Below are 21,349 nucleotides of genomic sequence, written 5' to 3'. Positions count from 1 at the left end.
CCCCCCCCCCCCCCCCCCCCCCCCCCCCCCCCCCCCCCCCCCCCCCCCCCCCCCCCCCCCCCCCCCCCCCCCCCGGGCTGGAGTAGGGCGGGTCAGGTCACGACGATCCGCACGGAGGCGACGTTCGGGATGCGGCGGTGCACGGCCTCGCGGTCACCGTCCCGGTGGGACCACACGCGAGCGGTGGCGAACCGGGTGCCCGGCGTGGGGTAGGCGACCGTCCTGGTCAGGCTCACGGCGGTGGGGGTGCCGACGACGTCGGCCGGGTCGGCGAAGGAACCCGAGCCGTCGAGGTCCCACTCGACCGCGACGATCGTGCCCGCCCCCGGCGGCACCTCGGCGTCCACTCGCAGCGTCACCGCCGTGCCCACCGGCACCTCGGCCCGCTCGCCGCCGTCCACCGTCGCCGCGATGACCGACTGGATGCCGCCGCGCTCGGCCGCGGTTGCCGGCAGCACGACCCGCCCGTCGCGGAACTCGTAGCGCGATCCGGCCGGCTCGACCCCCTGCTCCACCCAGGCGACCAGGTCGAGCAGGCTCTGCTCGATGACGGGCAGGTAGTCGATGAGCCACGTCGAGGTGGCCCGGTCCGGCGCCGAGGGCAGGTAGGCCGGCGGGATGTGCTCGGCGTTCTCGGTCCAGCGCAGGCGGAATCGCTCGGCGGCCGCGTCGGGGCCCCGCACGGCGCGCACCGCCGCCTCGTAGACCAGGCCCTGCGGCGGCCACAGCGAGGCGTCGTGGGTGTGGTGCACCCACAGCAGCTTCCCCTCGTACTGGCCCGAGTAGGCCACGCCCATCAGCGGCGACATCGTGGGCACCCGGTTCTGCGGGTAGATCGGGCGGCCGTCGGGGCGCAGGAAGTCGAATGCCGGCTCGGCCATCAGGTGGTGGCGGTAGTAGTAGCAGAACGCGAGGAACCGGCGGTTGTCGACGTGGATCTCGTCGCCGACCTCGACGTCGCGGAAGCGCAGCAGGTTGGCCTCGGCGACGCCGTCGGCGCTGAGCAGTTCGCCGGCGTGGCCCATGCAGTAGAGCTGGCGCCCCTTGGCCTTCCCGCTGAGCAGCTTCAGGCCAGCACCGAGGCGGTAGCCGTCGCCGAGGCCCTCGACCTCGATCGCCATGGGCAGATCGGGCCCCGCGCTCATCAGCGACGCCATCACCCGCAGGCCGCCGTACTCCGGTCCGGCGTAGGCGGGGTCGCTCAGCAGTTCGCCTCCGGTGACGACCCGGCTCACGGTCGTGGTCACGTCGAGGAGGTCGTCGGCGACGGCTTCCGGCGCGTCGTGGCCGACATAGCCGGGCTTCGTCCAGAAGGCCGTGAAGTACTCGGCGTCCTCGGTGGCGAGCCGGTCGGCGATGGACGACCACAGCCAGATCTGGCCCATCGGCGAGAAGATCATGAACTCGTCGCCGCGAGGGTAGCCGAGTTGGTACAGGTTGGCGAGCTCCTCGCGCTGGTGCGCGGTCAGCCCCGCGTAGGGGTCGCCGCTGCCGCCGGGCCGCGTCGCGTCGATGACGCCGGCGGCCTGGCGGCGCAGCAGGCGCTGCACGTTGAACATGGACGCGAAGGCCATCACCTGGGCGCCCTTCATGAGCGTGGTGACGCCGTGCTCGGCGATCTCGCCGCCGCCCATGAAGGGCAGCGCGCCGTCGTAGACCCCGGTGCCGTACTCCAGGCACAGTGGCGAGCGCCGCCCGCCACCGCTGCCGCCCCAGACGTAGGCGTGGTGGGGCGGGGCGCCGTACACCTGGGCGGCGACGTGCTTGGAGAACCGCGCGGTCTCGACGCTGGCGCGGTGGCCGTAGAGGGTGGGGTCGTCGCCGCCGCGGGGGTCGATGTCGTCACCGATGTGGCCGGAGTTCGACTCGATCATGTAGCCGCCGAGTCGGGAGATGAGGACCAGACCGCCGATCACGTCACCCATCGGGCCGCCGAAGGCGTCCTCGTGGCCCGCGTGGGCCCCTTCGAGCGGATGGAACAGGCGGCCGTCGTAGGAGTCCTCGGTGGGGAAGTAGAAGGTGAAGCGGGTGTCGGTGTCCTGAAAACCACCGTGCACGTGACGGTGGGGTATGGGGCTCTCGCGCCAGACGTCGGAGTCGATGTAGGGCGAGCCGAAGAATGAGTCCGCGGGAATGTAGGAGGCTACTTCGATCTTTCCGTCCACGTCCATGACAGCAGTCATCCTCCACGCTTTTGGTGGGGTCCTGGGAATGCCGGTCGCAGCCGCCGCCGGGCGACCGGTGCGGGCGCAGCGTACGTCGGCGGTGACCTCCGAGTCAACGACGTTCACCAGGTGGGGTGGGCCGGTCGGACGGGTACCGACGAGCCGTCCGGGAATGCGCGCTGCAACCGCTGGAAGAGCCCTGGACAACGGCCGTCCGGGCGGTACCGTCCTCGCATGACGACCACATCCGGTAACTCGGCGTCCCAGCGAGAAGGTAACGTTCTCTTATCGTCCGAACGCGCTGCGTCGCCGCGGCTGGAAACCCGCGGCCTGTCGGTCGGCTACGGGTCCACCCCGGTGGTGCACGACCTGAATCTGATCCTGCGGCCCGGGGAGGTCGTGGCGCTGCTCGGGGTCAACGGCGCGGGCAAGACGACCACGGTCCGGGCGCTGGCGGGGGAGCTGCGGCCGCTGCACGGGGAGGTGCTGCTCGACGGGCGTCGCACGACCGCGCCGCTGCACCGGCGCGCCCGCGCGGGACTGCGATACATCACCGAGGAACGGTCCGTGTTCATGGAGCTGTCCGCGGCCGACAACCTGCGCCTGGGCGGGGGCGAGCGCGGTCGGTGCCTGGAGCTGTTCCCGGAGTTGGCGCCGCTGCTGACACGGCGGGCGGGCCTGCTCTCCGGCGGCGAGCAGCAGATGCTCACCCTGGCCCGAGCGCTCGCGGCCGACCCCCGGGTGCTGCTCGCCGACGAGCTCTCGCTCGGGCTCGCGCCGCTGGTCCTCGAACGCCTCCTGCTGGCCGTGCGCGCGGCGGCGGACCGGGGCGGCGCGGTGCTCCTGGTCGAGCAGCACGTCCGGGATGCTCTGGAGGTCGCGGATCGCGCGTACGTGCTCAGCCACGGGCGGGTGGTGCTGGAGGGCGAGGCCCGTGAGCTGCGCGGCCGCATCGGCGAGATCGAGCGGACCTACCTGTCGAGCGCCGAACTGGCGACCGACTGAGCCCTCGGCCGGCGGCGGGCCTGGCACTTTGGTGAGGTGAACGCTGTTGACAGCGCGGCGGGGTAAGGGCAGGGTGAGCGGACTCGATCTATGAGGTGAGTCACATGGGACAGCGATTGGTCCTCGTCTCCGCCGACGGTCACACCGGAGCCCCCCCGCAGGCCTACCGCGACTACATCGAGCCGGAGTTCCTCGGCGACCTGGACCGCCTGACGGCGGAGAACGACGAATGGCTGGACGTCGTGATCACCGCCGCCGGCTCGTCCGACGAGACGCTCGAGGTGATCGACGGCCGCCAGGCCATCCGCACCGGCGGCGAGCTCGGCGCGTTCGACCTGGACCGACGAGTACGTGAGCTGGACGCCGAGGGCGTCGCCGGCGAGCTGCTGCTCTCGGGCCACCAGATGTGCACACTGCCGTTCTTCGGCGTGGTGAACAATCCCTACCCACCGACGCTGCGCGCGGCCGGCACCCGGGCCTACCACCGCTGGCTGGCGGACGCGATGGCCACCGCGCCCGGCCGGTTCTACGGCATCGCGGAGGCGGGGCCGTGTCTGGACATGGCGGCAACCGTCGCCGAGCTGGCGTGGGTGGCCGAGCACGGCTTCGTCGGTGTCCTGCTGCCCGGCATGGTCGCCGACCCCGCGCTGCCGCCGCTGCACGACCGGTACTACGACCCGTTCTGGGCAGCCTGCGCCCGCCTCGGGCTGGTGGTGACCGTGCACGCGGGCTGGGGCGGGGTCCAGGGCCAGTTCCAGGCGTTCCTGCGGCAGGTGCACGAGGCGATGGGTGGGGCCGGCGAGATCGACCTGAACCTGCAGCAGCGGCTGCGCGAGCAGCTCGACGCCCGCGCCGACTCGCCGCTGCAGCTCGACCTGGGGCCGCGCCGGGCGATGTGGCAGCTCATGCTGGGCGGGGTGTTCGACCGCTTCCCGGACCTGCGCCTGGCCCTGACCGAGGTGCGGGCCGACTGGCTGCCGCCGACGCTCGCGCGCCTCGACGAGCATGCCGCCCGCGCGGGCGGCGCCCTGAAGCGGACGCCGAGCGAGTACTTTCGCCGCAACTGCGCGGTGATCCCCTCCTCGCCGCACCGCGCCGAGATCGAGATGCGGCACGAGATCGGGGTGGAGCGACTGCTGTTCGGCGTGGACTTCCCGCACCCGGAGGGGACCTGGCCCAACACCCGCGACTGGATCCGCGCCGCCTTCGCCGGCGTGCCCGAAGGGGAGGCCCGGGCGATCCTCGGCGAGAACGCCATCGACGTCTTCGGCCTCGACCGGGCGGCGCTGGCCCGCGCGGCCGCCCGCATCGGCCCGCAACCCGCGGAGGTGCTCGGCGAGCACGAGGTCGACCCGCGCCTGCTCGCGCACTTCCACAAGCGCTCCGGGTACGCCCGCCCGGCCGAGGACGTCGACCTGGCCGCCGTGGACCACGCCTGGGACGACGACCTCGTCGCCCTCGCCCCCGGCGGCTGACTGACCGCCGCCCTGCCCCCGCCGCCCTGCCCCGCCGCCCTGTCCCGGCCGGCCTTCATCCGGCGGCGCCGAACGCCGCCTAAATCGATCCGTGAAATATCCGGAGCGGATCGAGACGTCGACCCACACAGGCCTTCTGCTGCCTGTTTTCAGGAATGCACACAAGGCGCTCCGACAATACTTGCGGACCGGGATGCGAGCTGATAGAAAGCAAGCGGTAGACCCGGTATGAAACAGCTCACACCTCTTCTGGTAAGGTTCGGGACCCGTGGGGAGCACATGGTCGGGAGTAGGAATTTACGAACGTCGGCGATTATCGTCGGATTATGTCTCGCGTTAGTACTGGCAGCATGCGGAGGATCTTCTTCGGATAAGAGCGGGGGTGGCGCGGCGAGCGCGCCGCCGGCCATCGCGTCGAACGTCAGCGCCAAGATCATGGTGATCGGCGACCTGACCAGTACCATTCCCTTCAAGGTGCCGGAGGTCGTGCCGGTGGCGCGCGGGGTGCTCCGCGGTTTTCCCAACGTGCGGATCGAGACCTGCGACGCGAAGGGAACGTCCGGCGGCTATCAGATCTGCGCCCGGCAGGCGATCAACGAGAAGGTCGCCGGAGTGATCCAGGGCTTCGTCACGGCCCAGGACCAGACGGCGCTGACCAAGGCCGGCATCCCGGTGGTCGGGGTCAGCGACGACACGAGCCCCAACTCCTTCCCGGTCAGCTCCTCGTTCGCGCTCTACGTCTCCCTCGGGGTGGGCCTGGCCAAGACGGGCTGCACCAAGCTCGGCATCGTCTACCTCGACGGCTCGGACTTCCTCATCGACTACATCAAGCGGGGGTTCGAGTCCCGGGGCGGCCAGGAGGTCGCGCGGGCCCCGGTCGCGGCCAATGCCGCGGACCTCGCGCCCGCGGTCGCCAAGCTGACCGGCGCCGGCGCCACCTGCGTGGCGGTCAGCCTGGTCCCGAGCGGAGCGGCACAGGCGCTCACCGCCCTGCGCCAGAGCGGTCGCACGCTCACGATCGGCGGCATCTCGGCGATCTTCAACGAGGACCTCCTCAGCTCGCTGGGCAGTCTCGCCAACGGCCTCATCGTCGTCGACAGCCAGCTCAACACCCACGACACCGCCGCCGCCGGGATCGGGCAGGTGCAGGCGGACGCGCGGGCAGTCGACTCCAAGACCAAGATCACTGAGCAGGCCGTCGTCGCCTGGATCGCCGCGCGGCTCGTCGGATCCGCGCTGCGCAGCACCACCGGCGAGGTCACGCCCGCCTCCCTCACCGCCGCGCTGAACGGCCTGCGCGGCGTGGACCTCGCGGGCGTCGCGCCGCCCTGGACCTCGCAGCCGCTGGACAACCCGTCGTTCCGCCGGGTGTTCAACCACTACGGGGTCAACTACGAGATCTCCGGGGGCAAGCCGGTTCGCAAGGGCGAGTTCTACGACATCGCCCCCATCCTGCGAACCAAGTGATCCGCGGGGGATCGAGATGACCGAGGTATTCAGATTCGCCGCGCTCGGCGTGGGTGCCGGTGCGCTGTACGCGCTGGCCGCCGTGGGGCTCGTCCTGGTTCACCGCGGGTCGGGCGTGGTCAACTTCGCCCAGGGCGCGATGGGCATGGTGGGCGCCTACGTGTACTTCGAGGGCCGCGGGGGGGACCTGCCCGACGCGGTCTCGGTGGTCCTCGGGCTGCTCGCCGCCGCCGTGCTTGGCGCGGCGTTCCACCTGCTGATCCTGCGCCGGATGCGAGGGGCGTCCGGCCTCGCCCGGATCGTGGCGACCCTCGCCCTGCTGGTGGTCCTGCAGTCGGTGGCCGTGCTGCGCTACGGGGACCTGCCGAAGGTGATCCCGTCGATGCTGCCGATCGAACCGGTCAGTGTCTTCGGGGCGCAGATCGGACGGGACCGCCTCTACATCCTCGCCATCGTCGTGGTGCTCACCGCCACGCTGTGGACCGTCTACCGGTTCACCAGGTTCGGCGTGGCGACCAGCGCGGTGGCGGAGAACACCCGGTCGGCCGCGGCCCTGGGCGTCTCGCCGGATCTCATCGGGGCGGCGAACTGGGCGATCGGCGCGGCCCTCGGCGCGCTCGCGGCGATCCTGCTCGCGCCGATCACCGGACTCGGGCCCGCGAACCTCACCTACCTCGTCATCCCGGTGCTGGCCGCGGCGGTGGTGGGACGGTTCGCGTCGTTCCCGATCACCCTCGCCGCGGGCCTGGTGATCGGGATCGGGCAGTCCGAGGTGACGCGCTACGTCACCGCCCCCGGGCTGGCCACCGCCATCCCGTTCGTCCTGGTCGCGGTGGTGCTGCTCGCCCGCGGGCGGACGACCGCGGGGAAGGGCGACAGCTTCGGCCGGATGCCGCGGCTGGGCGCCGGCCGTCCCCACCGGCTCGCGACGGCAGTCGCGGTGGTCGCGGCGGTCGCGTGCATCTGGTGGCTGCTGCCCGCCGCGTGGGTCAACGCGTTCGGCCTTCAGATGATCGTCGCGGTCATCCTGTTGTCCTTCGTGGTGGTCACGGGCTACGCCGGCCAGGTCTCCCTGGTCCAGATCGGTTTCGCCGGGGTCGGGGCGCTGATGACGGCCTGGCTGGTGGCCGACCACGGGTGGCCGTTCTGGCTCGCCGCCATCGCCGGCGTCCTCGCCGTGGTGCCCGTCGGGATCGTGGTGGGCCTCGGCGGCCTGCGCACCCGCGGGGTCCACCTGGCGATCCTCACCCTGGGACTGGCGATCTCGCTGGAGGCCGTCGTGTTCGGCAACTCCCGCTACACCGGCGGGTTGGAGGGCTACCACGTCGGCGACATCCACGTGTTCGGCCTGGCGGTCGACGCGCTGACCTTCCCGAAACGGTACGCGAGCCTCGTGCTGGTGGTCCTTGTCGTTGTCGCGCTGGCGATCGTCAACCTGCGTCGGTCCCGCGCCGGGCGGCGGCTGATCGCGGTACGGACCAACGAGCGCGCCGCCGCGGCGCTCGGCATCTCGGTGATCGGCGCGAAGCTCTACGCCTTCGTCCTCGGCGGGATGATCGCCGCCCTCGGCGGCATCCTGCTGGCGTTCCATGATCCGGTGCCGAGCTTCGGCGCCTTCGCGGGCCTGCAGTCGGTGACGGCCCTGCAGAACGCCGTCCTTGGCGGTGTCGGGGCCACCACGGGGCCGCTGGTGGGCAGCTCGTTCGCGCCGGGGACCCTCGGCCAGCAGATCTTCAGCTTCCTCGGTGCGAAGGTGGCGCTCTACCTGGCGTTGGCGAGCGGGGTCGGCCTGCTGTTCATGCTGACCTCCGCCCCCGACGGCCTGGTGTTCCTGCGCCACCGCGCCGACGACCGGTTGCGCGCGCTGCTGGCCGGCCGTCTTCCCCGCTGGCCGGCCGGGCTGCGGCCAGGCGCGGCGCGGGCGAACCCGCCCGCGTCCGAACCCGCGCAGGCGGGGCGGGCAGCGGGCCGGGAGCAGCATCGCGTCCCGCCGCTCGAGCTGGAGCTGAACGGGGTGTCGGTGCGCTTCGGCGGTGTCGCCGCGCTGCGCGAACTGAGCCTGCGCGTGCGTCCCGGCGAGATCGTGGGCCTGATCGGCCCGAACGGCGCCGGCAAGAGCACGACGATCGACGCGATCACCGGCTTCACCACGCTGGCCGGCGGCGAGGTGCGTCTCGGCGGGACGCGCATCGACGGCTGGAGCCGCGAACGGCGGGCGCGCGCCGGGCTCGGCCGGTCGTTCCAGTCGCTGGAACTGTTCGAGGACCTCACCGTCCTGGAGAACCTGCAGAGCGCCTGCGACCGCCGGGACAGCCTCGCCTACGTCACCAACCTGGTCGTCCCGGACCGCGGTGCGCTGACCCCCGCCGGCTGGGCCGCGGTCGCCGACTTCGGACTCGCGCCGTTCCTCGACACGCCGGTCCAGGACCTCGGCTACGCCCACCGGCGGATGCTCGCGGTGGCCCGCGCCGTGGCGGGCGGCCACAGCGTCCTGCTGCTCGACGAGCCGGCGGCCGGCCTCGGCGACGCCCAGACCCGCGAGCTCGGCGCGGTGCTGCGCCGGCTCGCGGACGAGCGCGGGATGGCCGTCTTCCTCGTCGAGCACAACGTCGACATGGTGCTGCGCACCTGCGACCGCGTCTACGCGCTCGACTTCGGGGAGCTGATCGGCGCGGGCACGCCGGCCGAGATCAGTGCCACGCCAGCCGTCGTCGACGCCTACCTGGGCACCGCCCGATTCCGTGCCGACGGCGTGCCCACCGATCTGCCATCCGACCCGCCATCCGATCTGGCCGCCGACCTGTCATCCGACCTGCCCACTGACCTGCCCACCGACGGGCCACCCGGCCTGCCGACCCACGTGCCACCCGGCCTGCCGACCGACGTGCCACCTGACCTGCCATCCGACGTGACAACCGACGTGACGTCCGACGTGTCTATGAGGAGGCAATCGGCATGAGCGAGGAACTCACCTGGCTTCCGGCGTGGCGCATCCGGGAACTGATCGGCAAGCGCGAGGTGTCCTGCGTCGAGGTCACCGAGCACTTCCTCGGCCGCATCGAGGAGTTCAATCCGACCCTGCGCGCCTTCGAACAGGTCGACCACGCCGGTGCCCGTGAGCAGGCGCGGCGGGCCGACCGGGCGGCGGCCGCCGGCGAGGACCTCGGGCCGCTGCACGGGATCCCGACGTCGGTGAAGTCGCACATCCGGGTCGAGGGGCTGCACTACGTCCAGCCCGGCACGGACGTGGTGTCGACGTTCGACGACATCTGCGTCGAGCGCCTGCGCCGGGCCGGGGCGATCATCATCGGCACGAACACCATGATGGGTGCCGGTGCCGACCTGACGCTCTCCCGGGACCGGCCCGGCGTGTTCAGCCCGTTCAACTGGGACGCCGAGGCGCTCAGCCCGTGGGACATCACCCGGGTCCCCGGCTGGTCCAGCTCCGGGGGCGCCGCGACGGCGGCGGCCCGGCTGCTGCCGGTGACCATCGGCTCGGACGGCGGGGGCTCGACCCGACTGCCGGCCGCCTACTCCGGGGTGGTTGGCCTGCACACCTCGCGGGGACTCATCCCGCACGTCAACTACGACAAGCCGACGATGCTGCTGACCGCCAGCTACGGGCCGCTGGCCCGGTACGTCCGCGACGCGGCGCTGTTCACCCGTGCGATGAGCGGCGGCGACGGGCGGGACTACGTGTGCCTGCAGGACGACACCCCCGATCCGGTCGGCGCCCTCGACCGGGGTGTCGAGGGGATGTCGATGGCGTGGACCGAGGACTTCGGCTTCGCCGCGACCTACGCCACCGCCGACAGCGCGCGGATCATCGACGTCGCCCGGGCGGCCGCGCGCAGCCTCGCCACCCTCGGCGCGACGGTGGACTCGACCGACGAGGTCTGGGAGGACCGCGCCGAGCGGGGCACCGTGCGCTGGACGGTGGAGCCGTCCGTCTACGAGGTCATGGTCGGGACCAACTCGGCCCCGCTGCCGGCGCTGGACCCGGTGCTCTACCGCGAGCAGGCGCAGTCGCGGGCGCGCAACTGGGAACGTTTCCAGCGTCTGTTCCGGCGGCACGACGTCATCCTGTCGGTCACCGCGCAGCGGATCGCCGCACCCGTCGAGGAGTGGGAGCGCGCCTGGACCGTGGACGGCCCGACCTTCCCGGGCGGCAGCTTCGCCCCGGTGTACTGCAGCCACACAATGATCTTCAACTGGCTGGGGTTCCCCGCGGTGACGGTGCCGTGCGGCTTCGTCGACGGCCTGCCCGTCGGGTTGCAGATCGCCGCCTGGCATGGCCGCGAGGACCTGGTCCTGCGCGTCGCCGAGGCATTCCAGCAGGCGTTCCCCCGCAACGAACATCCGACCGTGAGCTGACGTCGGCGGCCTGGCTGTCGACTGCTTGGCTGACGACTGCTTGGCTGGTTTCGGCTCGGGCGGGTCCGGGTCCGGGTCAGGCCCCGGCGGCGCGGTCGCGTTCGAGGGACCGGTGGACGCCGTCGAGCACCAGGTCGAGGCCGGCGGCGAACTCGGCGTCCGCGCGCTCGTCCGGCGCCAGCGGCGCCAGCATGGCCCCGGAGGTGTAGAAGAACAGGACCCGCACCACCCGGTCGGCGCCGATCGGGGTGAAGCCGACGTCGCGCAGCGTCCCGTTCAGGGACGTGTAGAGGCGGTGCGGCATCGGGTCGACGGCGTGCGCGGAGATGTGGCCCGCCATCCCCGGGTAGGCGGCGACGACCTCGCGGAAGCGCAGCAGGAACGTTCGGATGCCGGCGCACCAGTCCGCACCGGTCGGCTCGCACGGGCCGACCCGGGTGTAGAGCTCGAGCGTGACCAGACGCAGGAGATGCTCCTTCGTCGGCACGTGCTTGTACGTCGCGCCGACCGCCACGCCGAGGCGGTCGGAGAGGCGGCGCATGGTGAGGCCCTCCACCCCGTCCGCCCCGATGATCTCCAGGGCCTCGCCCACGATCTCGGCCTCGTGCAGCGCGCCGCGCCGCGGCCCGCCGCGACTACCCCCCGTTGCGGCAGCATGCATGGGGACAGCCTAGATCCGTGAGCGGGATCGGGATCGGCTGGTGTCCCGCAGTAGAGCGGAACACCACGCCGGCCGCCGGTGGCGGGCTGCGTATGGTGACGGGGCATTCCGAGATGGTCACGCCGTTGGTGGCGTGATGGTCACCGGCTGGGCTGTGCTGGACGGGTACCGGGGGACGGGCCGGCGCGGCGTTCGAGGGGAGGTGACCGCCGTGTCGGCGGGCAGACCCGAGGCGGACGAACCATTCCCGCCGGTTCCGAACGAGCCGCTCCCGCCGGTTCCGGACGAACCATTCCCGCGGGTTCCGGACAAGGCCGCGGGTGATCAGGCCGAGGCCTCGGCCGAACCTCCCACCGCGCCGGCGCAGCCGCCGGATACCGGGGCCGAGCTCTCCGCCGGCGACGTCGTGCCAGGCGGCTTCGGCTGGGCTCGGGTGGCCGGCCGGGTCGTCCCGCTCGCCGCGACCGGTGTGGCGCTGTACCTGCTCATGCCGCAGCTGCTCGCGGTGTTCTCCGCGTTTCCCCGGCTGCGAGCGTTCCAGCCCCTGTGGTATCCGGCGATGGTGCTACTGGAGGCGGCCAGCTTCGCCTGCGTCTGGCAACTCCAGCGGATCGCGATCAGCGGACTGAGCTGGTTTCTGTCGGTCACCTCGCAGCTCGTTTCGAACAGCATCAGCCGGATCGTGCCGGGCGGGATCGCGGTCGGCGGCGCCGTGCAGTTCCGCATGCTGAACCGGGGCGGCTGCGATCCCGCTGCCGCCGGCTTCGCGCTGACCGCGACCTCCATGGTGACCACGGGCGTCGTGTTCGGTCTGCCCCTGGTCGTCCTGCCGGCGATCACCTTTGGTCAGCCTGCGCCGGCCGGGCTCACCACCATCGCCACCACCGGCGGGCTGGCGTTCGGCCTGCTCGTGATCGTCGGCGTGGTCCTGGCGCGGTCGGACGCGACGGTCCGGCTGCTCGCTCGGGTGGTCACCCGACTGGCCCGGCTGGCCCGGCGCTCGGCGCCGGTGGACCTGCCCGATGTGCTGGTCGCCCGCCGCACGGACGTGATCCGCTCGTTGGGGCGCCGCTGGCCCGGGGCCGTGCTGACCGCGGCCGGCAAATGGGGGCTGGACTACCTCGCGCTGCTCGCGGCGTTGGCCGGGGCCGGCCAACATCCGCGGGTTTCCCTCGTGCTGCTTGCCTACGTCGCCGCCAATGTTCTCGCGATGATCCCCATCACGCCCGGTGGTCTCGGCTTCGTCGAGGCGGGGCTGACCGGAACCCTTGCGCTCGCCGGGGTGCCGGCGGCGGCCGCCGCGGTGTCGACGCTGGCCTACCGGCTGGTGTCGTTCTGGCTGCCGCTGGCCGCCGGCGCCCCCGCCTGGGTTGCCTACCGCGTCCGGTACCGGTGACCGACGGCCGCGGTCCGCTGCCGGTCCCGGCCGCCAAGCAGGTAGTACCCGTAGTCGATTCCGGGGATTTTCGGGCCGCCGCGAAAGCGGCTTTCCTGGCCAGTGGAAAAGACCGCGGAATAGGAATTCCGCGGTCCGGTGTCGACGGTCTGTGGCTGCCCATTCGGGTTCACCGCACCATGCGCCGGGCGGGGCCGGCCGGCGGCGTGCCGGCCGACCCCCCCGGGCGGGTCGGGAACCTACTTGCTCAGGGCCCCCACCGTGTCCAGTGCGTCGCCGCCGCCGGACGAGCCGCCCAGCACGTACACCTGGCCGTCACCGCCGGTGGTCGCGGCGGCATCCGCCCGTTTCGAGGCCGCGCCGGTGGGGCCGGCCGTCCACTGGTCGTCGTCCGGGGAGTAGACCTGCACCGCGTCGGTGACATCGCCGCTGGTGTCCCGGCCGCCCACGACGTAGAGCCGGCCGTCCGGCCCGGTCGCGCCGGCCGCCCGGGTCACCCCGGTCGGCAGGTCGGACACCTGGGTCCAGGAACCGCTGGCACCCGTGCCGGGCGTGTAGGCATACACGTCGGACGAGGCGCGGGCCGCCCCGCCGCCCGTCGTGCTGCCGCCGGCGGCGAGGATGCGGCCATCGGGCAGGGCGGTGAGGACCGGCGCTTCGACGGGGGTCGGCGGGGCGTCCGCCGTGGTCCAGCTCGCGGCGTCGGGATCGTAGATCGCCAGCGTGTCCCCGTCGAGGACGTAGATCTTCCCGTCGGTGCCGCGGGCCGCCCGCGGGTCACCCAGCGGCTTGGGCAGCGCCGTGCCGCTGGTCCAGGTGCCGCTCGACGGCGTGTAGATCTCGACGGTGTCCGTCGGGTCGTCCGCGGCGCCGGAACGGCCACCGATGGCGTAGATCCGGCCGTCCGTGCCGGTCGCCGCGGCGAGATGGGTCCGCGGGGTCGGCAGGTCGGCGGCGTCCGTCCAGGCCTTCCTGGTCGGATCGAAGACCTGGACGGTGCCCACCGGCGCGGCGGCGGCGCCGGCCGCCGCGGACGGCGAGCCGGTGCCGGTACCGGTCGGCGATTCACTCGAGGTGGCCGACGGCGCGGTGCTCGGCGTCACCGACGATCCGTCGGTCGGCGAGGAGGTGTCGGTCGGCGAGGAGGTGTCGGTGGATGCCGCGTCGGTGGGCGAGGTGCCAGTGGGCGAGTCGGTGGCGGGCTGGTCGCCAGTGTCGCCGGACGGGTCGCTCGGCGCGTTGGACAGCGGGCCGAACGACGGTTCGCCGATCAACGCGCCCGGGATGATCGTCGAGGTGGTGGTCGGACCGCCCGCGGGCGGCGTGGTCGGCGACCCCGTCCGGGTCGAGGTCGGCGTCGAGGTCGGAGCTGAGGTGGTCGGAGCTGAGGTGGACGTGGAGGGCGACGTCGACGTCGGAGAGGCGGAGGCGCTCGACGGGGAGGCGCTCTGGGAGGGCGAGCCGGTTGCCGAACCCGATGCGCCGCCGGCGCCGCCCGCGGCTGCGGCGGTCGCCTGGCCACCGATCGCATAGATCCGTCCGTCACAGCCGGTGGTGGCGGCGAGGTTGGCACGGGGGGCCGGCAGCGCGGTGACTGTCTCCCAGCTTCCCAGCGGGCCGGCCGCCGACGGGTAGGTCGGGCAGCCGCCGCCCGCGGGGCTCGACGCAGCGGAGCCTGTGGCTGTGGGGCTAGATGTGCCGGGGCTAGATGCGCCGGGGCTAGATGTGCCGGGGCTCGCCGTGGCGGCGCTCGCGGTGGCGGGGCTGCCCGGCGGCGTCGGGCCGCCCGGGGCGCCGGTCGGTGTCGCGGCGGCGCCCGTGCCGAGCAGGCCGGGCGAGGCAAGTGCCGCCGTCAGGGTGGCGGCCAGGACGAAGGCGCGTGGTGGGCACCGACGTGACGTGCGGGACCAACTCATGGGTTCCCCCCCTCAGGCCCGCGTCCGCGGACCCGACCGACGGGTGGATCGCGTGGATGGATGGCGTCGCGGGGCCGGACGGCCCGAGCGGCCGGCTGACCGGGCTTGTCGTGGCCGTGGGGACCAGCCGGGTGGGCAGGGGCGTCCGCCCACAGAACAGGCACGGACAGTGTTCCCTCTGATGCGGAATGTAATCTTCCCATCGCGGGTGGTTGCTGCGAGCGCCGCCTCGGCCGCCTCGGGCCGCCCGAGGCCCGCCGAGGCCGCATAGCCTCTCCCCGTGCCCAGCCAGCCGCCGCCCGTTGCGTCGAGAGTGACTGTCCTGCACGCCCGCGTGCTCGCCCGACTGACCGGCGCGGCCGAGGCCCGGCGCAGCGAGCGCTTCTTCGCCGACCAGGGGCGAGTCGTGGCCGCTCTCGTCGGCCTGTCCGTGCTCGGATCGGCTGCGGTCGCCGCGGGGCCGTTCATCCTGCGCCACCTCATCGACACCTCGCTGCCGACCGGTCGGGTGCGCGACCTCGCCGTCCCCGTCCTGCTGCTGTGCGCGGTGCTGGTGTTCGAGTCGACCGTGCTGTCCCTGCGGATGGCGCTCATCGCCCGGCTCGGCGGGGTCGTCTCCGTACGCATCCGCCAGACCGTCAACGCCCACCTGCAGCGGCTGCCGTTCGCCTTCTTCCCCCGCAGCCAGCAGGGCGAGGTGATGACGGTGATGTCCTCGGATGTCCTGGCCGCCCAGAACGCGATCTCCGCGACCGTGCAGGCGGTCATCTGCCGGCTGGCGGACATCGTCGTGGGCACCGCCGTCGTCTTCGCGCTGGACTGGCGGCTCAGTCTCGCGGTGATGGTGTTCGCCCCGGCCACGCTGGTGATCATCCGGTCCGGTCGGCGCCGCCTGGCCGCGCTGTCGCAGCGTCAGCGCGAGCTCGACGGCCAGCTCATGGCCCAGGTGTCCGACACCGCGTCGGTGTCCGGGGCGCTGCACGTGCGGCTGTTCGACCGGGTCGACTACGAGCGGGAGCGGTTCGACGCGGCCGGCGCCGAGCTGCTCGCCGCCGCCCGGGAGCAGGCCCGGCTCACTTCCCGGGTCCGTTTCCTGGTCAATCTCGGCATCGTCGCGACGATGACCGCCGTGGTCACCCTCGGCGCCTGGCTGGTCTCCTCCGAGCGGACGACGCTCGGCACGGTCGCCGCCCTCGGCGGGGCGCTGCTGGTGTCGTTCGGCCCGCTGTCCTCCGCCGTCGACCTGCGCTCCGAGCTGGCCGGCGCCGGGGCCTCCTTCCGACGGATCTTCGCCCTGCTCGACGTGCCCGAGGACGAGGCCAGGTCGCTGGCCGTCGGGTCGTCCCTGGCCGTCGGGTCGTCGGTGGCCGTCTCGGTGCCCCGTACGCGGGCCGACGGCTCGGCTCCGGGCAGGGCGGAGGGCTCGGCGGCGCTGGGCCTCGACCTGACCCTCGACGAGGTGTGGTTCGCCTACGACGAGGCCGTGTCGGGGCCGGCCCGGGCGACGGGTGGCCCGCCGCATGAGCACCCCGGCCCCGACGATCCGTCCTGGAACCTGCGCGCAGTGACACTGCGCGCCGCGGCCGGAACGACCACGGCCGTGGTCGGCGCCAGCGGAGCAGGCAAGACGACGATCGCCTACCTCGCCAGCGGGGTGCACCGCCCGCAGCGGGGCCGGGTCCTGCTCGGCGGCGTCCCGCTCGACGCGATCCCGCCGGCCCGGCTGCACGCGGCGATCGGCGTGGTCCCGCAGGACCCGCACCTGTTCCACGACACGATCGCGGCGAACCTGCGCTACGGCCGGCTGGACGCGACTGATGACGAGCTGCGGGCCGCCCTCGACGCGGCCAGCCTGTCCGCGCTGCTCGACCGGCTGCCCGAGGGGCTGGCGACCCGGGTCGGCGCGCGGGGTTACCGGCTGTCCGGCGGCGAGCGCCAGCGGCTCGCCATCGCCCGCGTCCTGCTGCAGTCGCCGCAGGTGCTGGTCCTCGACGAGGCGACGTCCGCGCTGGACACGGTCTCCGAGGCCGCGGTCCGTGCGGCGCTGGATCGGCTCGCGGTCGGCCGGACCTGCCTGGTGATCGCCCACCGGCTTTCGACGGTGATCGACGCCGACCGCATCTACGTCATGGATCACGGTCGCGTCGTCGAGGACGGCACTCACCGCGACCTGCTCGCCGACGGTGGCGCCTACGCCCGCCTCTACCGCCCGAGCGCCGTCTGACCGGCAGTCCTGGCGCGGCCGACAGGACCGGCGCGGCTGTCCTGTGCCGGTCACGGGACGGCGGGCACCGCGCGGGGCAGGATGGCCTGAAGCGCCGCGGGCGGAACGTGGTTAATCGTCCGCGGGAGGAGCATTCCGGTACTGGATTCGGTGCGGCGGGCGCCGTCGTGGCAACCCGCCGACCCGGACCGTGACCGGCAGGTCGAGAGGAGACACCCGCATGACCTCCACCGCCGGGCATGCCACTGCTGCCGGAGGCGCGGATGCCGCCGGTGGCCCAGACACCGGAGGTCCGGACGCCCGTGGCACGGACACCCGTGGCACGGACGCCGCCGGACCCACCGCCCCCGGCGGCTACTCGCACCGCCAGATCATGGTCATCCTCTCCGGCCTGCTGCTGGGGATGTTCCTCGCGGCGCTGGACCAGACGGTCGTCTCCACGGCGATCTACCGGATCGGCGAGAGCCTGCACGGGCTGACCGCGCAGGCGTGGGTCACCACCGCCTTCCTCATCACCTCGACGATCGCCACCCCGCTGTACGGCAAGCTGTCCGACCTGTACGGGCGCAAGCCGTTCTTCCTGTTCGCGATCGCCGTGTTCATCACCGGCTCGGCGCTGTGCACCTTCTCGACGTCGATGTACATGCTCGCCGCGTTCCGGGCGGTGCAGGGCATCGGGGCCGGCGGCCTGTTCTCGCTCGCCCTGGCGATCGTCGGCGACATCATCCCGCCGCGGGAGCGGGCGAAGTACCAGGGCTACTTCATGGCGGTGTTCGGCACGTCCAGCGTGCTCGGGCCCGTCGTCGGCGGCGCGCTGGCCGGCCAGAAGACGCTGCTCGGCGTCGACGGCTGGCGGTGGATCTTCCTGATCAACGTGCCGATCGGCATCGTTGCGCTCGTCGTCGTCGCGCGGGTCCTGCACATCTCCCACGAGCGCCGCGAGCACCGCATCGACTACCTTGGCGCGCTCACGCTGGTCGTCGCCCTGGTGCCGCTGCTCATCGTCGCCGAGCAGGGCCGCGAGTGGGGCTGGGGCGCCGGTTCCTCGCTGGGCTGTTACGCCGTCGGGCTGGTCGGCATCGTCGCGTTCGTGCTCGCGGAGCGGCACGCGCAGGACGACGCCCTGCTGCCGCCCCGGCTGTTCCGCAACGGGGTCTTCGCCGTCGGATCCGCCCAGTCGGCGATCATCGGGATCGGCATGTTCGGCGGAATCACCCTGATTCCCCTGTACCTCCAGCTCGTCAAGGGGAACTCGCCGACCAAGGCCGGCCTGCTCACCCTTCCGCTGGTCCTGGGCATCATGTCGCTGTCGCTCGTGGCGGGGCAGATCACCGCGCGGACCGGCCGTTACAAGATTCTGCCGGTGATCGGCTCGGCGCTGCTCGTCGTCGGAATGCTGTTGCTGTGGCGGCTGTCGGCCGACAGCAGCCTCGTCTACGTCGATCTGGCGATGTTCGTCGTCGGCGCCGGGCTGGGCCTGAACATGCAGACGATCGTGCTGGCGATGCAGAACGCCGTGCCGCCGCGGGACATCGGCGTGGCGACGTCCTCGACGACCTTCTTCCGACAGCTCGGCGGCACCCTCGGCGTGGCGGTGTTCCTGTCGATCGTGTACTCGATCGTCGGCTCCCGGATCACCTCCGCCTACACGGACGCGCGCGGCACGGCGGCGTTCGACGCGGCCGCGCGCAGCCATCCCGACCAGCTCAAGGTGCTCGGCTCCGCCTCCTCGGGCGGCTCGGGCAGCCTCAACGACACCTCGTTCCTCAGCGGCCTCGACCCGGCGCTGACTCACCCCTTCAAGGTCGGCTTCACCAACGCGATCACGCTTGCCTTCCTGGTCGGCGCCGCCGTGCTGGTCATCGCCTTCGTGCTGTCCCTGCTGCTCAAGGAGGTGCCGCTGCGGGAGACCGGGGCGGCCTTCGCCGACCAGCCGAACGCGCCCGGGGCGGCGTCCCCAGGTCCGGGCACCCCCGCGGTGGACGATGCCGCCGCGCCGGTCCCGTCGGCGGACCCCGCGGGCCAGGAGGCTCCCCAGGTCGAGGCCGCTGCTGCTCAGGAGACGACCGCGGGGAACCCCTAGAGGTGGCCGCGGCGGACCATCAGCGCGAGGACACAGGCCGAGGGGGCCATCGGCAGCCACACGGTGACCAGGCGGTAGCCCAGGACCGCGGCGAGTGCGACGGCGGGGGACTGCCCGGCGGCGATGATCGCAGCGGTGAGGGCCGCGTCGAGCGAACCGAAACCACCCGGCGAGGGCACCAGGGCGGAGGCGGCGCTGGCGGCGAAGTACAGCGCGAAGACCGCCCCGACGCCGAGCGGGAGGTGGAGCGCACGCATGACCGCCCACAGGGTGGCGGCGTGCAGCAGGGGGATGGCCGCCGACCCACCCCACAGCATGGCCGCCCGGCTCGGCGAGCGGACCGTGGAGCGCATCGACCGAAGCTGGTCGACGATGCGTGCCCACACCCCGTGCGCCACCCGGCGGGCCGCCGGCACCAGCCAGCCCAGCAACGCGGCCACGGCGACGGCCGCCGCGGCCACGGCGACGCCGAGGGCCAGCGGGCCGCTGTCCGGCAGCCGGGCCGAGTCCACCGGTAGGAATCCCCCGACCAGCAGGACGGCCAGCACGGCCAGATGGGTGGTGACCCCGGCGGTCGCGTCGAGGCCGACCGCCGTCAGGGACTCCCGCAGGGAGAACCCGTGCCGATGCAGAAAACGCAGCTTCACCGCGCCGACCCCGAACCCGGCGGGCAGCACGTGATTGGCCACGCTGCCCGCCACCTGGGCGGCGAGCAGCGGGCGGACCGGCAGCGACCGCGGCACCGTCCCCTGCTGGCAGGCCGCGCCGGCGACCCAGGTGAGCTGGGCGACGGCGACCGCCCCCACCAGCCAGAACGGATGGGCGCTGGCCAGCGCGTCGATGCCGGTCCGCACCGTCGACCACGACCGCACCAGCCACACCACCGCCACCAGGGGCGCCGCGCAGGCCAGCAGCGGGCGAACCAGCCAGAACCGGCCGTGACGCGGTGCGACGGCCACGGCGCCGCTTGGACCGGCGAGGACGAGGTCTGCGCCGGGCAGCACGGGTGCGGCCGCCCCGATCCGGGCGATGACCGCCGCCGGGGTGGTGTCGAGAGCCGGCGGCGTGGTGTCGTGAGCCGTCAGGGAGGTGCTGAGAGCCGTCAGGGTGGTGTCGAGAGCCGCCGCGGGCAGCGCCCCGCCGCCCGCCGCCGATGCCTCCGGTAGCTGACGCATCACGGTCCTCCCGTTCTGGCGTCCGCGTGGCCCTGGGCCACGTCGACCCGGTCCGTCCCGATGCCGTCCGTCCCGATGCCGTCCGAGATGATGCCGTCCGAGATGATGCCGTCTGGGATCATGCCATCCGCAGTGATGCTCCCCGACCTGTCCTCGCCGAGAGTTCCGCGACGCGCCCGTGACGGTTCACCCGAGTGTCGCCTGACTGCGGCGAGATCGGCACCCGAGCCGCCCGCGAGCAGCCCGGCGAGGCGTCCGGCGAGCCCGCCCCAGCTCCACGCCTCGCGCATCCATTCCCGCCCCGCCAAGCCCATCCGGGCGGCCCGGTCGGGGTCGTCGAGCAGCTCCACGACGGCCCGGGCGACGGCAGCGGTGTTCCGGCCGTCGACGACCTCGCCGGTGCGGCCGGGCAGGACGACGTCGGGCGCGCCGCCCTGGGCGCCGGTGATGACGGGCAGCCCGCTGGCCGCCCCCTCCAGGGAGGACAGGCCGAGCCCCTCCAGGTCCAGACCGAGCCAGCGGGTGCGCGACGGCATGGCGAACACGTCGGCGGCGTCGAGGTAGGCGGGCAGCTCCTCCTCGCCGACCGCGCCCGCGAAGTGCACCTCGTCGGTCACCCCCACCTGCGCGGCGAGGCGGCGCAGCCGGCCCTCGTCGGGCCCCTGCCCGACGAGGAGCAGCCGGGCCCCCGGGTGGCGGTGCCGCACGGTGGTCCAGCCACGGATGAGGGTGTCCTGCCCCTTGCGCGGCACCATCCGGGCCACGCAGATCACGACCGGACGGTCCGACCAGCCCAGGGTCCGGCGGATGTCGGCCCCGCCGGCCCCCGGCCGGAAGCGGCGGGTGTCGACGCCGCCGGTCAGCCGCGCGAGGGTGGTGCCCCGCGGGGAGACGGCGACCAGCCGGCGCCGGGTGAACGCGGTGAGGTACGTCAGCACGTCGGCGCGGGCGGCGACGGCGCGCACGAGCGACCAGCCCACCGGCAGCCGGGACCAGGCGACCTCGTGCCCGTGGCTGGACGCCACCACCCTGGTGACGCCCGCCTCGCGCAGCATCGGGCCGAGCACCCCGAACGGGGCGGCGGTGGGGAACCAGGCGGCGTCGCAGCCCTCGCTGCGTACCAACGAGCGCAGCAGGCGCCGGGACCGCGGCGAGGTGAGGATCCGCTCACCGGCCCGGACCACCGGGAAGGGCAGCGTGCGGTCGAACTCCTCGGCCCCGGGCGCCGCCGGCGCGACGACGACGACCCGGTCGGCGGGCAGGCCGGCGGTGAGGTGGCAGGCGAACGTCTGGATGCCGCCGAGGACCGGGGGGAACTTGTCCGCCACCACCAGCGTCCGCGGCAGGTCGACGGCACCCGCGGGGCCGGCCGGCCGGACGGCGGCGGTCGGGTGGAGGAACGGGGACG

14 protein-coding genes are annotated in these 21,349 nt (G+C 73.3%); 9 read left to right on the top strand and 5 right to left on the bottom strand.

Features of this window, described 5'->3' with window-relative positions; all coding sequences use genetic code 11:
- Nucleotides 1–92: 92 nt before the first annotated feature.
- Complete coding sequence (locus ND748_RS08430; protein WP_251745107.1) at nucleotides 93–2,171, bottom strand: tannase/feruloyl esterase family alpha/beta hydrolase; 2,079 nt, start codon at nucleotides 2,169–2,171, stop codon at nucleotides 93–95.
- 228 nt (nucleotides 2,172–2,399) lie between these two features.
- On the opposite strand from ND748_RS08430, the gene ND748_RS08425 reads away from it, so the two are divergent.
- From ND748_RS08425 to ND748_RS08405, 5 genes are all read left to right on the top strand, one after another.
- Nucleotides 2,400–3,170: an ABC transporter ATP-binding protein gene (locus ND748_RS08425; protein ID WP_251745106.1), complete on the top strand. Its 771-nt coding sequence runs from the start codon at nucleotides 2,400–2,402 to the stop codon at nucleotides 3,168–3,170.
- 104 nt (nucleotides 3,171–3,274) lie between these two features.
- On the top strand, nucleotides 3,275–4,645 hold the full coding sequence (locus ND748_RS08420) for an amidohydrolase family protein (RefSeq protein ID WP_251745105.1): 1,371 nt from the start codon (nucleotides 3,275–3,277) through the stop codon (nucleotides 4,643–4,645).
- A gap of 435 nt (nucleotides 4,646–5,080) precedes the next feature.
- Complete coding sequence (locus ND748_RS08415; RefSeq protein ID WP_251745104.1) at nucleotides 5,081–6,112, top strand: ABC transporter substrate-binding protein; 1,032 nt, start codon at nucleotides 5,081–5,083, stop codon at nucleotides 6,110–6,112.
- Between the two features lie 16 nt (nucleotides 6,113–6,128).
- Entirely contained in the window at nucleotides 6,129–9,071 is a 2,943-nt protein-coding gene (locus ND748_RS08410) for an ATP-binding cassette domain-containing protein (protein ID WP_251745103.1), read from the top strand.
- Complete coding sequence (locus tag ND748_RS08405; RefSeq protein WP_251745102.1) at nucleotides 9,068–10,486, top strand: amidase; 1,419 nt, start codon at nucleotides 9,068–9,070, stop codon at nucleotides 10,484–10,486. Before ND748_RS08410 ends, ND748_RS08405 begins: the two co-directional genes overlap by 4 nt.
- 76 nt (nucleotides 10,487–10,562) lie before the next feature.
- On the opposite strand, the gene ND748_RS08400 is transcribed toward ND748_RS08405, so the two are convergent.
- Nucleotides 10,563–11,147 (bottom strand): TetR/AcrR family transcriptional regulator, encoded by a 585-nt coding sequence (locus ND748_RS08400; RefSeq protein ID WP_251745101.1) that lies wholly within the window; start codon nucleotides 11,145–11,147, stop codon nucleotides 10,563–10,565.
- Between the two features lie 211 nt (nucleotides 11,148–11,358).
- On the opposite strand from ND748_RS08400, the gene ND748_RS08395 reads away from it, so the two are divergent.
- Nucleotides 11,359–12,543: a lysylphosphatidylglycerol synthase transmembrane domain-containing protein gene (locus tag ND748_RS08395; RefSeq protein WP_251745100.1), complete on the top strand. Its 1,185-nt coding sequence runs from the start codon at nucleotides 11,359–11,361 to the stop codon at nucleotides 12,541–12,543.
- 239 nt (nucleotides 12,544–12,782) lie between these two features.
- Here the strand turns inward: ND748_RS08395 and ND748_RS34545 are convergent, their stop codons facing one another.
- Nucleotides 12,783–13,547, bottom strand: a complete 765-nt coding sequence (locus ND748_RS34545) for a kelch repeat-containing protein (RefSeq protein ID WP_251745099.1) — start codon at nucleotides 13,545–13,547, stop codon at nucleotides 12,783–12,785.
- On the opposite strand from ND748_RS34545, the gene ND748_RS34540 reads away from it, so the two are divergent.
- The 3 genes from ND748_RS34540 to ND748_RS08375 all read left to right on the top strand — a co-directional run bounded on the left by ND748_RS34540 (nucleotide 13,540) and on the right by ND748_RS08375 (nucleotide 18,766).
- Entirely contained in the window at nucleotides 13,540–14,076 is a 537-nt protein-coding gene (locus ND748_RS34540; protein WP_251745098.1) for a hypothetical protein, read from the top strand. The two genes, ND748_RS34545 and ND748_RS34540, sit on opposite strands and share 8 nt — an antisense overlap.
- A gap of 663 nt (nucleotides 14,077–14,739) precedes the next feature.
- Nucleotides 14,740–16,683 carry an ABC transporter ATP-binding protein gene (locus ND748_RS08380; protein ID WP_251745097.1) on the top strand — a complete coding sequence of 648 codons (1,944 nt, stop codon included), beginning with the start codon at nucleotides 14,740–14,742 and terminating at the stop codon, nucleotides 16,681–16,683.
- A 220-nt stretch (nucleotides 16,684–16,903) separates the two neighbouring features.
- Nucleotides 16,904–18,766, top strand: a complete 1,863-nt coding sequence (locus ND748_RS08375; RefSeq protein ID WP_251745096.1) for an MDR family MFS transporter — start codon at nucleotides 16,904–16,906, stop codon at nucleotides 18,764–18,766.
- Here ND748_RS08375 and ND748_RS08370 read toward each other — a convergent pair.
- Together ND748_RS08370 and ND748_RS08365 are read right to left on the bottom strand one after the other, a co-directional pair.
- A complete protein-coding gene (locus ND748_RS08370; protein WP_251745095.1) occupies nucleotides 18,763–19,941 on the bottom strand; it encodes a lysylphosphatidylglycerol synthase transmembrane domain-containing protein in 1,179 nt (392 codons plus the stop codon). The genes ND748_RS08375 and ND748_RS08370 overlap by 4 nt on opposite strands.
- Nucleotides 19,941–21,287: a glycosyltransferase family 4 protein gene (locus tag ND748_RS08365; RefSeq protein ID WP_251745108.1), complete on the bottom strand. Its 1,347-nt coding sequence runs from the start codon at nucleotides 21,285–21,287 to the stop codon at nucleotides 19,941–19,943. The genes ND748_RS08370 and ND748_RS08365 overlap by 1 nt, the downstream gene beginning before the upstream one ends.
- Nucleotides 21,288–21,349 lie beyond the last annotated feature (62 nt).

This window comes from Frankia sp. AiPs1 (assembly GCF_023716945.1).
In the GTDB taxonomy this organism is placed as follows: Bacteria; Actinomycetota; Actinomycetes; order Frankiales; family Frankiaceae; genus Frankia.
Note: the sequence above shows the minus strand (reverse complement) of the source record. Positions and strands in the feature narration are given on the sequence as shown.